The following is a 14,895-nucleotide window of genomic DNA, read 5'->3' on the forward strand; positions in this document are numbered from 1 at the left end:
ACAGTGAAATAAGCAAGGCAGCAAAGCGGGAAAAAGGTTACCGTTTTAAATGTTACTGTAAACGAGCTGTTAACTGGTCATGTGCACTGTTAATGCCCTCCATAAGCAATAAATATGGCTGCTTTTATTTTTCAAATCAGGTCAATATTTCATCTTAAAGCTGGTAAGCTTCGCGCGAATTTTTTGACCGAAATGACAGATAAGGAGGAAAGCGAGTGGCCAGAGGGGTTGCGTTGTCGGTGTTTTCATCGGTGTTGTTTGCGCTGCTGTATTACTACGCCAGCCTGATGACGCCCATGAGCGGCGAAGTGGTGTTTGGCTGGCGCATGCTGCTGACCATGCCCTGCCTGGGACTGTTTCTGCTGTACAGCGGCGACTGGCGGCTGGTGGCCACCCTGCTTGCGCAACTGAAAACCCGGCCTGTCCTCTGGCTGGGCCTGCCCCTGTCTTCCGCCCTGGTGGCGGTGCAACTGTGGATCTTTATGTGGGCGCCCATCAACGGCCGCGGCCTGGCGGTGTCGCTGGGATATTTCATGATGCCGCTGGTGCTGGTGCTGGTGGGACGTTTTCTGTATCACGAGCGCCCCACCCGGTTGCAGTGGCTGGCGGTGGCCTGTGCCGCCTTTGGGGTGGCCAACGAGGTATGGCATGCCGGCGGTGTGTCCTGGGAGACCCTGGTGGTGGCCATTGGCTACCCGCTGTATTTTGTGTGGCGGCGCTGGCTCGGCAACGACACCCTTGGGGGTCTGTGGTGCGACATGCTGCTGATGCTGCCGGCGGCGACCTGGTTCGCCTTTGCTGCCGACTCGCCCATGGCGGTATTTGGCGAGCGGCCGCTGCTCTATGTGCTGGTGCTGGGGCTTGGCATGATCAGCGCCCTGGCGCTGGCCTGCTACATTCTGGCCAGCCGCCGGCTGCCGTTCAGTCTGTTTGGCCTGCTCGGCTATGTGGAGCCGGTGCTGCTGGTGGTGGTGTCACTGGTACTGGGCGAAACCATTGCCGATGAAGAGTGGCCCACCTATATCGCCATCTGGACGGCGGTGGCGCTGCTGATCCTCGAGGGGGTGCGCAAAATGCTGTCGTTTCGTCGTTATCCCTTCAGCCAGAACGCCGCCCACTGATACCACCGCAACTGCTTTCAGCGATGAAAGGGGTGGCCATCAGGCCCACATGACACAGATGGCAGCGAGCACGATCAATACCAGGCCGCCGTGATCCCGGCGGCCCAGCCGTTCCCGAAAATACCAGGCCGAGATCATCAGGGTAAACAGTACCTCTACCTGACCCAGGGTCTTGACCAGGGCCACGCTTTCCAGACTCATGGCGCTGAACCAGCCAATGGAACCGAGGCAGCTGGTCAGGCTCACCAGAGCAGTCAGCCCCGGCCGGCGCCACAGTGACACCAGCGCCTGAGGATTGCGCAGGCCCAGCCAGATAACCAGCAGCAGGGTCTGCAGGCCGATCACCAGCAACAGCACCCAGGCGGCGCCAAAGGGAAAGGGCAGGGCCAGCACCAGGCTGGCTTCCCGCACCCACAGCGAGGTCAGTGCAAAGGCCAGGCCGCTGCCGAGGCCGGTGACCAGGGTGCTGGCCGGCACGCCGTTTTCCGCCGCCCGGCTGAGACCACTCAGCAGCCACACCGCCAGTGCCCCAAGCAGCACCCCCAGCCAGCCCAGGGCCGTCAGCGGCGCGCTGAAAAAGAACACGCCCAGTGCCGCCGCCAGCACCGCCTCGCTCTTGGCCAGGCCCACGCCCACCGCGTAATTGCGCAACTGAAACAGTCGCACCATCAGTGCCGTGGCCAGGATCTGGCTGAGCGCCGCCGCCACGATCAGCCACGCAAAGGCAGGGGTAAAATCGGGCAGGGGCTGCTCCGGCTGCCAGCGATACAGCAGCCACAGGTATATGCCGGCCAGCGGCCAGGCCAGTACAAAGCGCGCCAGGGTGACGGCGGTGGCGCCCGCCTCCTGGCTCAGGCGTTTCTGAAAGGCATTGCGCCAGGCCTGCATAAAGGCGGCAAACAGGGTAAAGGGGATCCACAGCATGGCGGCGTCCTTGGCAGCAGGGCAAAAAGAGAAAGGGGCTTATGTTAGCAGAGTCACCGGGCGCTGTGAGCCGCAACAAAAAAGCGCCCGCAGGCGCTTTTTCAGTATGAAGGCGGGGAGAGCTCAGGCAGTGGCCGGAGCGTGCTCGTCTTCATCGGCGGCAAACACCGCTTCGTCGGTCTGGCCCAGCAGCTTGCTGCTGATGGTGCCGGCGGTCATGGCGCCGTTCACGTTCAGTGCGGTGCGGGCCATGTCGATCAGCGGTTCAATGGAGATCAGCAGCGCCGCCAGGGCCACCGGCATGCCCATGATGGGCAGCACAATCAGGGCAGCAAAGGTGGCGCCACCGCCCACGCCGGCCACGCCGAACGAGGCCAGGGTGATCACGCCCACCAGGGTGGCAAGCCACAGCGGATCCAGCACGTCGATGCCCATGGTGGGAGCAATCATCACCGCCAGCATGGCCGGATAGATGCCGGCACAGCCGTTCTGGCCAATGGTGGCGCCAAAGGAGGCGGCAAAGTTGGCAATGCTTTCGGGCACGCCCAGCTTCTGGGTTTGCGCTTGCACGTTGAGCGGAATGGTGGCGGCGCTGGAGCGGCTGGTAAAGGCAAAGGCCAGCACCGGCCATACCTTGGTGAAAAAGCGTTTGGCATTCACGCCCGCCAGGGTCAGCAGGGCGCCGTGCACGGCAAACATGATGGCAATGGCCAGGTAGGACGCCACCAAAAAGCCGGCCAGACTGAGCACGTCCTGCAGGTTGGAGCCGGCGATGACCTTGGTCATCAGCGCCATCACGCCATAGGGGGTCAGTTTCATCACCAGTCGCACCAGGCGCATGATCAGCGCCTGCAGGGCTTCAATGCCGCCCACCACGCGCTTGCCCAGCTCCGGCTCGTCCTTCAGCAGGGTCAGCACCGCCAGCCCCAGGAACACCGCAAAGATCACCACACCGATGATGGAGGTGGGGCTGGCACCGGTCATGTCGGCAAAGGGGTTGCGCGGAATAAAGGACACCAGCAGCTGAGGCACGGACAAGTCGGCCACGCTGGCCACCCGGGCTTCCAGTTGCTCGGCGCGGGCCAGCTCGCGGGCGCCCTGCACCAGATCGGCGGCGCTCAGGCCAAAGCCGTGGGTCACAAAGACACCCACCAGCGCCGAAATGGCGGTGGTAAACAGCAGCACCCCCAGGGTCAGAACGCTGATCTTGCCCAGGGAAGTGGCGTTATGCAGCCGTGACACGGCGCCGAGAATGGACACCAGTACCAGCGGGATGACGATCATCTGCAGCAGGCGCACATAGCCGCCGCCCACCACATTTACCCATTCCAGGGTGCGGCCGATGGTGTCGGCGCCATACAGCAGCTGCATGGCAAAGCCCGCGGCCACACCGAACACCAGGCCGGTCAGCACCTGACGGGAAAGGGACTGACCCCCGCGGGCCAGTTTGCCGAGCACCAGCATCAGCAGCACAAAGATCGTCAGGTTGACGAGCACGGTCAGCATGAAGACTCCAAAATGTCAGAAAATAATAGCGAAGCCGGCGATGCTAACAGCACAATTAACTGGGTCGTTAATCCGTTTGGTTATGACTTATGAAAAATAGTGTGAAAGGCGGTTTTTGAAGAGAATGCGACCAATTGTAAAGCAGAGCCCGGTGCCGGGCTCTGCGAACTGGCGTCAGCGCAGGCGTTCCAGCAGGCTGGCGCTGGCGTAGCCGTCGGCCACCAGCCCTCGGGCCTGCTGCCAGGCACGAATGGCGGCCATGGTGTTGGGGCCAATCACGCCATCGGCACCTTGAGTATCAAAGCCCTGTTCGGTCAGGCGCTGTTGCAGTTCCTGCTTTTCGGTGCGGCTCAGGGCCCGCTCATGACGGGGCCAGGCCTGGTGAAAGTCACTACCACCGGCGATTTTATCGGCAAGGTGTCCGACGCCCATGGCGTAGGCGGTGGCGTTGTTGTAGCGCTTGATCACAAAGAAGTTGTTAAACACCACAAACGCCGGCCCCTGGGCGCCCGCCGGCACCAGAATGGCGGCCTCGCCATGGTCGGGCAGGGGCTGGCCGTTGATTTGTGTGATACCCAGCCCGCGCCAGTGGGCCACCGGCTGGCGGCGCTTTTGATCCGCCTGGGTGTAGTCAAAGCCCTCGGGCAGGGTCACTTCCAGCCCCCAGGGGGCGCCGGCCTGCCAGCCAAAGCGGGACAGGTAATAGGCGGTAGAAGCCAGGGCGTCGGTGGGGTCCTCGCTCCAGATGTTGCGTTTGCCATCACCGTTAAAGTCCTGGGCATAGGCCAGGTAGCTGGTGGGCATAAACTGGGTGTGCCCCATGGCACCCGCCCAGGAGCCGCGCATGTCGTTTACGCTCACATCTCCCGCCTGCAGTATGCGCAGGGCGGCGATCAGCTGGGTTTCGGCAAACTGGCGGCGGCGGCCTTCAAAGGCCAGGGTGGCCAGGCCTTCAATGGTGGGGGTGTTGCCCCGGTAGCCGCCGTAGTTGGTTTCCATGCCCCACACCGCCAGCACCACCTCGGCTTTAACGCCGTAACGCTGCTCGATTTGCGTCAGGGTGTCGGCAAGTGCCCGACGTTTTGCCTGGCCGGTGCTGACCCGGGTGGCGGACGCGGCGCTGTCCAGGTAGTCCCACAACTGGCGGGTAAATTCGGCCTGGCCGCGATCGAGTTTAATCACGCTGTGATTCAGGTCGATATCCTTAAAGGCGGCGTCAAATACCTCGGGCGAAATGCCCTCGGCCAGGGCGCGGCGGCGAAAATCGGCGCGCCAGGCGATAAAGCTTTGCTGCTCGGCCCGGGATGGCGGCTTGCCGCCATCGGCCTTTGAAGGCACAGAGGCGTCAGGCTGAGACTGGGGTGAAGGACTGGCATGGCTGGCACAGCCGCCGGTCAGGGCGCCGGCGATCAGGCAGGCCACAAGGGAGCTTCTGAACATGGGGTTATTCCGGGTTGACTGATGGCCGACAGCTTATCCGATTATCGAATAAATGAAAGTGGCCAAAGGGCGTACTCAAATGATGTGACGCAGTCACCATAAAATGACGCAAATCGTACCCGGCGGCGCAGATTGCCCGACCCGGCTTTGTTATCATGCCCGCATGCCGTTGGCGTGAACGCAATCAGGGAGAAGCGAGGGTGAAGTGTCCTTGTTGTGGGTGCCGTATTAATGCGGCACAGGTCAAATAGCGGGAAAGTCGTGGGCTTGGTATGCGGCTGCGCTGCCCCCATTGTGATAGGTGGCTGATGGTCGACGGCCGGGCCACCCTCGCCAAGCTGGCCGGCGTGCTTGCCATGCTGGCGGGAGCCGGTGTCATGCTGTGGGGGCCGGCCGGCGGCTGGCCATTGGGAGCTGGGTTGTGCATCATGGGTGCAGTGCTGGCCCTGCAGGCCCGCCGCCGGGAGCTGGCGCTGCAGCCGGCCCCTTCAGGAGACGAGCCACATTCCTGACGTTGAGGGTGGCGCATGGTTTTGTATTCGGAGTTGTCATGTACTCGAGCAGAGACTACCAGGAAACCGATTTCAGCAGCCTGGAGCTGATTTATCACGATGCGGTCATGGGCCAGGGGCGACGCGGCTACAGCGACGAGCAGGTGCAGGTGTGGGCGGCGTTTCCCTACCAGTTCCGCGACGACTTCAGCCGCCTGGTGCGCACCGGTTATACCCGGGTGATGACCCTGCACAATATTCCGGTGGCCTTTGCCACCCTGAGCCCGGATCACTGCCTGGCGCTGATCTATGTGCTGGCGGAGCACTCCGGCCGGGGCCTGGCCGGACGCCTGTGCGCAGATATAGAGCAGGAGGCGCGCCGGCGCGGTGTGCACTGCCTGACCACCGACGCTAGCGTGCTGTCGCGGCCCATGTTTGAACAGCGGGGCTTTCGCCTGCTCGATCAGCAGGAAGTGCACAAGGCCGGCATGAGCTTCACCCGTTTTATCATGGAAAAAAAGCTGGACTGACGCCCCGCCTGCCTGCTGGCGTTAACCCCGGCTTTGCCGCACAATAGCGCCGCCGCCAAGCGGCGTGTTATTCAGAAATCGGGAGAACGGCCGTGGCCATGCCAAAAGACACCTATTATCTGACCGCCCACTGCCCGGGCAGCCTGGGCACCGTGGACGTGGTGACCCGCTACCTGCGTGAGCAGGGCTGCTACGTGGTGGAAATGCAGACCTTTGACGACGTGCTGAGCCGCCACTTCTTTATTCGCGCCGAATTCCGGCCGCCGGCGGAGCAGTCCTTTGACGAAGCCGCCTTTCGCCAGGGCTTTGCGCCCCGGGCCGACGGTTTTGCCATGGACTGGCAGCTGACCGCCAGCCACTACCGGCCCAACGTGGTGATCATGGTGTCCCGTCTGGATCACTGCCTGAACGATCTGCTGTACCGCTACCGCACCGGTCAGCTGGCGGTGGAAATTCCGGCCATTATCTCCAATCATCCGGATCTGCAGCGGCTGGCCGACTGGCATCATATTCCCTATTACCACCTGCCGGTGGACGATGACAACCGCGCCGAGCAGGAAGCCCTGGTGCTCGGTATCATCAATGAGTGCGAGGCGGATCTGGTGGTGCTGGCGCGCTACATGCAGGTGCTGAGCCCGGAGCTGTGCGCCACCCTTAATGGCCGCGCCATCAACATTCATCATTCGCTGCTGCCCGGTTTCAAGGGCGCCAAGCCCTATCATCAGGCCTATGACAAGGGCGTGAAACTGGTGGGGGCCACCGCCCATTACATCAACAATGATCTGGATGAAGGCCCCATCATCACTCAAGGGGTGGAAGTGGTGGATCACAGCCATTATCCCGAGCAGCTGATCGCCAAGGGCAAAGATATTGAATGCATCACCCTGTCCCGGGCGGTGCAATACCACATTGAACAAAGGGTGTTCCTGCACAACGGCAAGACGGTGGTCTTTACCAGTTAGGGCCCTGATCCGGTTTTACGCGATGGAGTTCGTATATTCATGAAACACATTCTGGTGGCCGGCGCCCTGGCGCTGGCCCTGTCCGGCTGTGCCAGCCAGCAACCCGAGGCGCCTTTTACCCTGACCCTGGCGCACATCAATGACACCCATTCCCACTTTGACCCCAGCGACGCGGCACTGACCCTGGACGGTCGGCAAGTGTATACCCGGCTGGGAGGCTTTCCGCGCCTGCTGAGTTACGCCAATACTCTGCGTGAACAGGCGCAGCTTGCGGATCAGCCGCTGCTGTTTGTGCACGGCGGCGATGCCTGGCAGGGCACCGGCTATTTCAAACTTAATCAGGGCGCCATGAACGCCGATCTGCTGAGCCGCCTCGGCCTGGATGCCATGGTGCCGGGCCAGCACGAATTTGATCTCGACAGCGCGCGGCTGGCGGCCTTTATCGAGGGGGTCAACTTTCCGGTGCTGGCCGCCAACCTGAATGCCCGCAAGGATCCGGCCCTGAATGCCGCCGGTAACCTGTATCCTTACGTGCTCTACGCCTTTGACGGCAACGACAAGGAACGGCTGGAGAGCATGGAAGACGCCGACAGCGATCCCGTGGTGGCGGTGATCGGGCTGGTGCCGGAAGACTTGTCAGAGCAGGCGGCCAACCCCGGCCGGCTGGCGTTTAACCACGAAGTGGAAACCGCCCAGCGTACCGTGAATGCCCTGCGCGCCCAGGGCGTGAAGCACATTGTGGCCCTTACTCACCTGGGGCTGGAGCGGGATCAGCGGCTGGCGTCGCGGGTCAACGGCATCGATCTGATTGTGGGCGGGCGCTCCGAAACCCTGATGGGCGACTTCGCCAGCCTGGGGCTGGGCAAGAACCCGCCCTACGCGCAGCAGGTCACCAACCCCGACGGTCGCGCCAAAACCTGCGTGGTGCAGGCCGGCCATTTCGCCCAGGCCATGGGCCGGGTGAGTGTTACCTTTACCCCCGACGGCCGGGTCAGCCGGTGTGAAGGCGGTAACACCCTGCTCACCGACGGCGTGTTTTATAACGATATTCGCCGGGGCAAACAGCATCGCCTGAGTGAGGCCGAGCAGCAGCGTCTGAACCAGGCCGTGGCCGCCGATGCCCGCATGGCGGTGGTGGCGGAAGACGCCGAGCTGCGCCGCCATATCGACACCCAGTACCGGCCCGCGCTGAACGCCGCCTATGGCGAGGTGATTGGCCATGTGCCGGCTACCCTGACACACCAGGGGCTGCCCGGACAGGATGGCAGTGCATCGGATCTGGGGCCGCTGGTGGCTGCCAGTCAGCTGTACTGGGCCAATACTCCGGAAGTGCGGGCCGTGACCGGCCGCCGGGCCGACATTGCCCTGGTGGGTGCCAGTGCTATACGCACTCCGCTGGAGCCGGGTGCGCTCAGGCAGGGTAACGTCACGCTGGAGTTGCTGCCCTATTCCACGCCGCTCAGCCTGGTGTCGCTCACCGGTCGCCAGCTGGCGGGCCTGCTGCTGGAAACCATCAACGCCAGTCTGGCCGATAACCAGGCGGCCGGGGCGTTTCCCTATATGGCGGGGTTGCGTTACCGGTTTGACGAAACCCGCAAGGGCGCGGGCTTTTTGCGCATGATCGAGGTGCGTCAGGGCAGGCAGTGGGTAAAACTGGACTCAAACGCCAGTTATAACGTGGTGATTAACGGTTACCACGCATCGGGCAATGATGGCTGGAACAGCCTGTATCAGCTGCAGCGGGTGCTGACCGACCGCATCGATCTGGCCCGGGTGAAGGGTCGCCTGACCGCCTTTCCGGTGGCACGCCTGAGCCAGACCCGGCGCGGGGCCATTCGCGTGCACTACATTAACCAGGCCCTGCGCTGTCGCGCCGGTGGCGTGCAGTGCAATACCGATGCCGAGGCCTTTATGGATTATGTGCGTGAGCGCCGTCCGCTGCTCACCCCCCTGGCCGATAGCGGTATTACCCTCAACCGGCTGTAAGCCTGACATGACAGCGCGGGCAGTCTGCCCGCGCGACGGTTGCATTACATTTCTCCTGACTCCAGCCGCCAGGGCGGCAAACACCGGAAGCGAGTGAGCCAATGAAAATGCGCAAACCCCATTTGCCGCAAAAAATGTGCATCGTCTGTGGCCGGCCATTCAGCTGGCGTAAAAAATGGGCTCGGGACTGGGAGCAGGTCAAATATTGTTCCGAGCGCTGCCGCCGCCATCGTTCGGATTCAAGCGCGTCAGCAACTGACGCTAAATGAAGCATTTGGCATCGCTTGACGGTACTTCGTCTCGACTTGGTTTTTTGACTGATTTACTCTTGCAAAACCCTGAAGATGCAAAAGAAGTAAGGGGCAGACTATACTCTTTTGAGTCTGCAATTGTTCAAGGGAACCACTCATGCGTATTACAACCGGCTTTGGCCTGGTCCGTACTTCGGCCTGGGCTGGCATTCTGGGCCTGATGCTGTTGCTGATTGGGCTGCCAGCCAGGGCATCCGGCGAACTGCCTTCACCCGAGGGGCGGGTGATCCTCACCATCACCGGCAACATTCAGCACACCAATCGCGGCAGCGACGCCCGCTTTGATCTGGCCATGCTGGAACAGCTGCCGCAGCAGGAATTCACCACCGACACGCCCTGGACCGACGGCGAGCACCATTTCCGTGGCGTGGCGCTGAGCGGTTTGCTGGAGCATGTGGGCGCCGAGGGAAAAACAGTGCGCCTGGTGGCGCTGAATGACTACCATCATGATATCGACATGCAACTGGTGAAACGCACGCCGTTTCTGCTGGTGACTCACCTGGATGGTCAAACCATGAAAATTCGCGACAAGGGGCCGATCTGGCTGATGCTGCCCCTGTCTGACAACAACCGTTACAACACCAAGCGTTTTCATGAAATGCTGGTGTGGCAGCTCAAGTCTCTGGACATTCAGTGACCATAAAGTCCGCCAAACTGGCGCTTCTCACCATTGCCGCCCTGCTGTTCAGCGCCAGCTCGCTGTACAGCTATAACCGCGATCTCGACGTAGTGCGTTATGTGTCGGCCACCATCAAGGCGGTGGGCTGGGCCAGCTCCGAGCTGGAAATGGAAGTGCTCAAGTTCGATCATGCTCTGACTGCATTGGCGGCGGGCACACGGGATGAAGACCATGTTCAGCTGCGTTTTGAACTGTTATGGAGTCGCATCGACACCCTGCTGGAAGGGGAAGAAAACCGCCCCATGCGTGAACAGCCCGGGGTGAAGTCCTTGCTGCTGGAGTTTCGCCAGCAGCTGCAGCAGTGGGAGTCAGACGTCTATCAGCTGAGTGCCGGCGACCGGGCCGCCATTGTGGCGCTGAAAAAGACGCTGGCGCCCTACCGGCAGCAGGCCCGGGAGCTGAACGTGGACAGTTTTTCCGGCGGCAGCGTCTGGCAGCAGCTCGACATCATCGGCGACATTCGCCTGCGTTCCACCATTTATCTGGGCGGCCTGCTGATAAGCGGCGGCCTGATGTTGTGGCTGTTGCTCAGAGAGAACCGGCGTAACCGTTACCTGGCCTATCACGACATGCTCACCGGCCTGCCCAACCGCATGAATTTTTACCAGCTGATGGAGCAGTCCCTGAACCGCGCCCAGCGTGACCAGCGCAATCTGGCGGTCCACATGGTGGATCTCAACGGGTTCAAGTCCATCAACGACAGCCTGGGGCACGATGTGGGCGACCGGGTGCTCAAGGTAGTGGCGTCGCGGCTTGGCGTGGCACTGCAAGGGCAGGGGCACGTGGCCCGGCTGGGCGGCGACGAATTCGTGGTGATCCAGCCCTTTGACCAGCGCGACAAGGCCGAGGGGCTGAGCGAAATATTGCTGAAAACCCTGGCCGCGGAAATTCGGCTGCCCGACGGCTGTCTGTCGCCCCAGGCCAGCATCGGCACCAGTTTCTATCCGGAGCATGGTGTGACCATGGCCGAGCTGCTCAGCCATGCCGATACCGCCATGTATTACGCCAAGCACGATCCCAAGTTTTCCGCCCGGGTGTTTGAGCCGGGCATGGACGAGCGCCGGCTGCGCAGCCAGAAACTGGCGGTGGCGCTGCAGCTGGCCATTGAAAATGACGAACTGAGCCTGGTGTATCAGCCCATTTTCCGCCTTGATGGCGGAAATATTGAATCCCTTGAGGCCCTGCTGCGCTGGCATTCTGTCGAGCATGGCCATATCAGCCCGCTGGAGATCATCGCCGTGGCCGAGCATCACGGCCTGGCCCACCAGCTGAACCAGTGGGTTTTGTTCACGGCCTGCCGGCAACTGAAAAACTGGCATCAGCAGGGCCATGGCTGGCTCAAGGTGAACGTGAACATCAGCCCGGAAATCTTTATGAGCGGCGAGCTGGGCAGCACGGTGAAGGCGGTGTTGCAGCGTACCGGCCTGCCCGCCAGCGGCCTGGTACTGGAGATCACCGAAGACACCAGTCTGTGGGATACCGCCGGCTCCCTTGAGAATCTGACCCGGTTGCGTCAGCTGGGCGTGGAAATTGCCCTCGACGACTTTGGCACCGGCTATTCCTCGTTCAGCCACCTGCGCCAGCTGCCGGTGAACAAGCTCAAGATCGACAAGTCCTTTGTGTCCGATCTCACCACCGACCAGCGTGCCGCCGATCTGGTGCACACCATTATCAAGCTGGCGGAAAGCCTCGACATGGAAGTGACTGCCGAAGGCATTGAACTGCCCGAGCAGCAGCAGCGCCTGCTTGAACTGGGTTGCCAGCTGGGTCAGGGTTACCTGCTGGCCCGGCCGCTACTCGCCGATCAGGTGGCCGACTGGCTGCAGCAGGATCTGCAGCATTTTACTCCCGCCGGTTAAACCACCGCGTCTTTCGCCCATGCGGGCATGGCCAGCCCGGACATTCCTCTGCCCGCGGCCTCACGCCGCTCTCTGTCTCTCTTCCGGTTAAAACTCCTGCTAGTGTTGAGTTAATCACGTTAGCGTGCCAGCCGAGGAGAACCCGATGACCAATACCGAAGGACTGCGAGGCCAGAGCGCCGGTCAGACCGCCCTCAGTACCGTAGACAAAACCGGCTCCAGCCTGAGTTACCGGGGCTATGATGTTGCCGAGCTGGCTGCTCACGCCGAGTTTGAGGAGGTGGCTTTTTTGCTGCTGAAGGGCCACTTGCCCAACCAGGGGGAGTTAAACGCCTTCAAGGCCCGGCTGCGTGCCAACCGGGGCCTGCCGGCGGCCCTGCGCACCGTGCTGGAGCAGATTCCGGCCTCGGCCCATCCCATGGACGTGCTGCGCACCGGCTGCTCCATGCTGGGCAACCTGGAAACCGAGCTGGGCTTCAGCGAGCAGCAGGAGGCCGCCGAGCGCCTGCTGGCGCTGCTGCCGTCCATCATCTGCTACTGGTATCGCTACACCCACGATGGCGAGCGCATCGACACGGCCCTCGACGATGATAGCCTGGGTGGTCACTTTCTGCACATGCTGCGGGGCCGTGCGCCTGATGCACTGGATGTGACCGTGATGCAGTGCTCGCTGGTGTTGTATGCCGAGCACGAATTCAACGCCTCCACTTTTGCCGGCCGCGTGTGCGCCTCCACCCTGACCGATCTGCATTCGGCGGTGACTGCCGCTATCGGTACCCTGCGCGGTCCCCTGCACGGCGGTGCCAATGAGGCGGCCATGGCCATGCTGGCACAATGGCCCGGTCCCGACGAGGCCGAAGCGGCGCTGCTGGACATGCTGGCCCGTAAGGAAAAGGTGATGGGGTTTGGCCATGCCGTCTACACCATGAAGGATCCCCGCAATGCCATCATCAGGGACTGGGCCAGAAAACTGGGGGAGGCGGTAGGCGACCGGGTGCTGTTTCCGGTGTCAAAGCGGGTGGAAGAGGTGATGTGGCGGGAGAAAAAGCTGTTTGCCAACGCCGATTTCTATCACGCCAGTGCCTACCACTTTATGGGTATTCCCACCCGATTGTTTACGCCCATCTTTGTGCTCAGCCGGGTGACCGGCTGGACCGCTCACATCATGGAGCAACGGGCTCATAACCGCATTATTCGTCCTCGTGCCGATTATGTAGGCTCGGGACACCGGGACTGGGTGCCGATCGATAAGCGGTAATCATGTCAGGGGTTAGGGAATAGGGAATGAGGACAGGAGTGGATCATGAGCAGCAATGAGGATATCAACCTGCGGCCGGCGCCCGATGAGCTGCTGGTGCACATTGCCGATTACGTGACCGGCTTTCACAGCGGCAGCCCGGAAGCGCGGCGCACCGCCCGCCATTGTCTGATGGATACCCTGGGCTGTGGCCTGCAGGCGCTGCGTTTTCCCGAGTGCACCAAGCACCTTGGGCCTGTGGTGCCGGGCACCACAGTGCGCCACGGTGCCCGCGTGCCCGGTACCTCTCACGAGCTGGATCCGGTGACCGCCGCCTTTAACATCGGCTGCATGATCCGCTGGCTCGATTTCAATGACACCTGGCTGGCCGCCGAGTGGGGACACCCCTCCGACAACCTGGGCGCCATTCTGGCCACTGCCGATTACCTCAGCCGGGTGGCGGTGGCCGAGGGCAGGGCGCCGGTCACCATGGGAGAGGTGCTCACCGCCATGATCAAGGCTCACGAAATACAGGGCGTACTGGCGCTGAACCACAGCTTTAACCGGGTGGGGCTGGATCATGTGTTGCTGGTACGGGTGGCCTCCACCGCCGTGGTGACCCGAATGCTGGGAGGCGGCCGGGCACAGATTGTGGATGCCCTGTCTCAGGCCTGGGCCGACGGTGGCGCGCTGCGCGCCTATCGCCACGCCCCGAATGCCGGCTCGCGCAAATCCTGGGCCGCCGGCGATGCCAGCGCCCGGGCGGTGCGGCTGGCCATGATCACCATGAAGGGCGAGATGGGGTTGCCGTCGGTATTGAGCGACCCCAAGTGGGGCTTTCAACATGTGCTGTTTGAGGATAAACCGATACGCCTGAGCCAGCCGCTTGACAGCTACGTGATGGAAAACGTGTTGTTCAAACTGAGCTATCCCGCCGAGTTTCATGCTCAGACCGCGGTGGAATGCGCGGTGCAATTACACCCGCAGCTTATGGACCGGCTTGATGACATTGATCGCATTGAACTCACCACCCACGAGTCGGCCATTCGCATCATTTCCAAAACCGGGCCGCTGGCCAACCCGGCGGACCGGGATCACTGCCTGCAATACATGGTGGCAGTTGCGCTGCTGTACGGCACCCTCACCGCCGAGCATTACGAAGACGCCTTTCACCAGAGCGACGGGCGCATCGATGCGCTGCGGGCAAAAATGACGGTGACGGAGGACGCCGGTTACAGCGCCGACTACCTGGAAGCGGACAAGCGCGCCATTGCCAACGCCATTCGAGTGTTCTTTAACGACGGCAGTCATACCGGCAAGGTGGAAGTGCATTACCCCCTTGGTCACCGCCGCCGCCGTCATGACGGTATTCCGGTGCTGGAGCAGAAGTTTCTGCACAACCTGCAAACCCGTTTTCCCGAGGGGCGTTGCCGGCATATTTTTGAGCTCTGTCAGGAGCAGAGCCGGCTAGAAGCCATGGCGGTGAACGACTTTATGGAGCTGTTGGTGATCAACTGAGCTCGGCGCTAGTGCCGCTTCGTTATCCATGCTCGTAAGCCATAAATGCCAGGCAGATCCGAGGCAGAGGAGGCGGTTTTGCGAATGGCTGAAAGAGCTAACCTACCTTGCATCGAGTGTTATCGTTAACATTTTATTTTCTGTATTGTTGACGTTGGGTTGTTGGCCATCCCTGATAGGCACGATTCTGTGCCTTGTTCCGCCTGCTGCAGTGGTTTTCCTGTACGTCTTTGGTCTAAATGTGAGCGGTCTCACACTTTTGTCCTGTAGACAAAGAATCCTTTATATTGTTAACGATTGTGGTGTTAATTTGTCGACCTGACCTTGGTTA

Annotated in this window: 13 protein-coding genes; 10 read left to right on the forward strand and 3 right to left on the reverse strand. The window is 61.6% G+C overall.

The annotated features are described in order from the left end of the window. Positions 1-215 precede the first annotated feature (215 nt). Positions 216-1,121 (forward strand): EamA family transporter RarD, encoded by a 906-nt coding sequence (gene rarD, locus Q9290_RS01790; protein ID WP_306077915.1) that lies wholly within the window; start codon positions 216-218, stop codon positions 1,119-1,121. A 39-nt stretch (positions 1,122-1,160) separates the two neighbouring features. Here the strand turns inward: rarD and Q9290_RS01795 are convergent, their stop codons facing one another. From Q9290_RS01795 to Q9290_RS01805, 3 genes are all read right to left on the reverse strand, one after another. Next, positions 1,161-2,045, reverse strand: a complete 885-nt coding sequence (locus tag Q9290_RS01795; protein WP_306077916.1) for a DMT family transporter — start codon at positions 2,043-2,045, stop codon at positions 1,161-1,163. Positions 2,046-2,168: 123 nt separating this feature from the next. Beyond that, positions 2,169-3,551, reverse strand: coding sequence for an L-cystine transporter (locus Q9290_RS01800; RefSeq protein WP_306077917.1), 1,383 nt, complete (start codon positions 3,549-3,551; stop codon positions 2,169-2,171). A 174-nt stretch (positions 3,552-3,725) separates the two neighbouring features. After that, on the reverse strand, positions 3,726-4,991 hold the full coding sequence (locus Q9290_RS01805) for a lytic murein transglycosylase (RefSeq protein WP_306077918.1): 1,266 nt from the start codon (positions 4,989-4,991) through the stop codon (positions 3,726-3,728). A gap of 272 nt (positions 4,992-5,263) precedes the next feature. Between Q9290_RS01805 and Q9290_RS01810 the strand changes: the two genes are divergently transcribed. From Q9290_RS01810 to Q9290_RS01850, 9 genes are all read left to right on the forward strand, one after another. After that, complete coding sequence (locus Q9290_RS01810) at positions 5,264-5,503, forward strand: hypothetical protein (RefSeq protein WP_306077919.1); 240 nt, start codon at positions 5,264-5,266, stop codon at positions 5,501-5,503. A gap of 38 nt (positions 5,504-5,541) precedes the next feature. Further along, complete coding sequence (locus Q9290_RS01815; protein WP_306077920.1) at positions 5,542-6,012, forward strand: GNAT family N-acetyltransferase; 471 nt, start codon at positions 5,542-5,544, stop codon at positions 6,010-6,012. A 98-nt stretch (positions 6,013-6,110) separates the two neighbouring features. Beyond that, positions 6,111-6,974 (forward strand): formyltetrahydrofolate deformylase, encoded by an 864-nt coding sequence (gene purU, locus Q9290_RS01820; protein ID WP_462806081.1) that lies wholly within the window; start codon positions 6,111-6,113, stop codon positions 6,972-6,974. Positions 6,975-7,013: 39 nt separating this feature from the next. Next, entirely contained in the window at positions 7,014-8,960 is a 1,947-nt protein-coding gene (locus Q9290_RS01825) for a bifunctional metallophosphatase/5'-nucleotidase (RefSeq protein ID WP_306077922.1), read from the forward strand. A 107-nt stretch (positions 8,961-9,067) separates the two neighbouring features. Then, entirely contained in the window at positions 9,068-9,229 is a 162-nt protein-coding gene (locus Q9290_RS01830) for a DUF2256 domain-containing protein (RefSeq protein WP_306078176.1), read from the forward strand. Positions 9,230-9,368: 139 nt separating this feature from the next. Beyond that, positions 9,369-9,908: a putative pterin-binding protein gene (locus Q9290_RS01835; protein ID WP_306077923.1), complete on the forward strand. Its 540-nt coding sequence runs from the start codon at positions 9,369-9,371 to the stop codon at positions 9,906-9,908. Continuing rightward, positions 9,905-11,809 carry a putative bifunctional diguanylate cyclase/phosphodiesterase gene (locus Q9290_RS01840; RefSeq protein WP_306077924.1) on the forward strand — a complete coding sequence of 635 codons (1,905 nt, stop codon included), beginning with the start codon at positions 9,905-9,907 and terminating at the stop codon, positions 11,807-11,809. Before Q9290_RS01835 ends, Q9290_RS01840 begins: the two co-directional genes overlap by 4 nt. Before the next feature lie 145 nt (positions 11,810-11,954). Further along, a complete protein-coding gene (gene prpC / locus Q9290_RS01845) occupies positions 11,955-13,067 on the forward strand; it encodes a bifunctional 2-methylcitrate synthase/citrate synthase (protein WP_306077925.1) in 1,113 nt (370 codons plus the stop codon). A 45-nt stretch (positions 13,068-13,112) separates the two neighbouring features. Then, entirely contained in the window at positions 13,113-14,564 is a 1,452-nt protein-coding gene (locus Q9290_RS01850; RefSeq protein ID WP_306077926.1) for a bifunctional 2-methylcitrate dehydratase/aconitate hydratase, read from the forward strand. Positions 14,565-14,895 lie beyond the last annotated feature (331 nt).

This window comes from Oceanimonas aquatica (genome assembly GCF_030732065.1).
In the GTDB taxonomy this organism is placed as follows: domain Bacteria; phylum Pseudomonadota; class Gammaproteobacteria; order Enterobacterales; family Aeromonadaceae; genus Oceanimonas.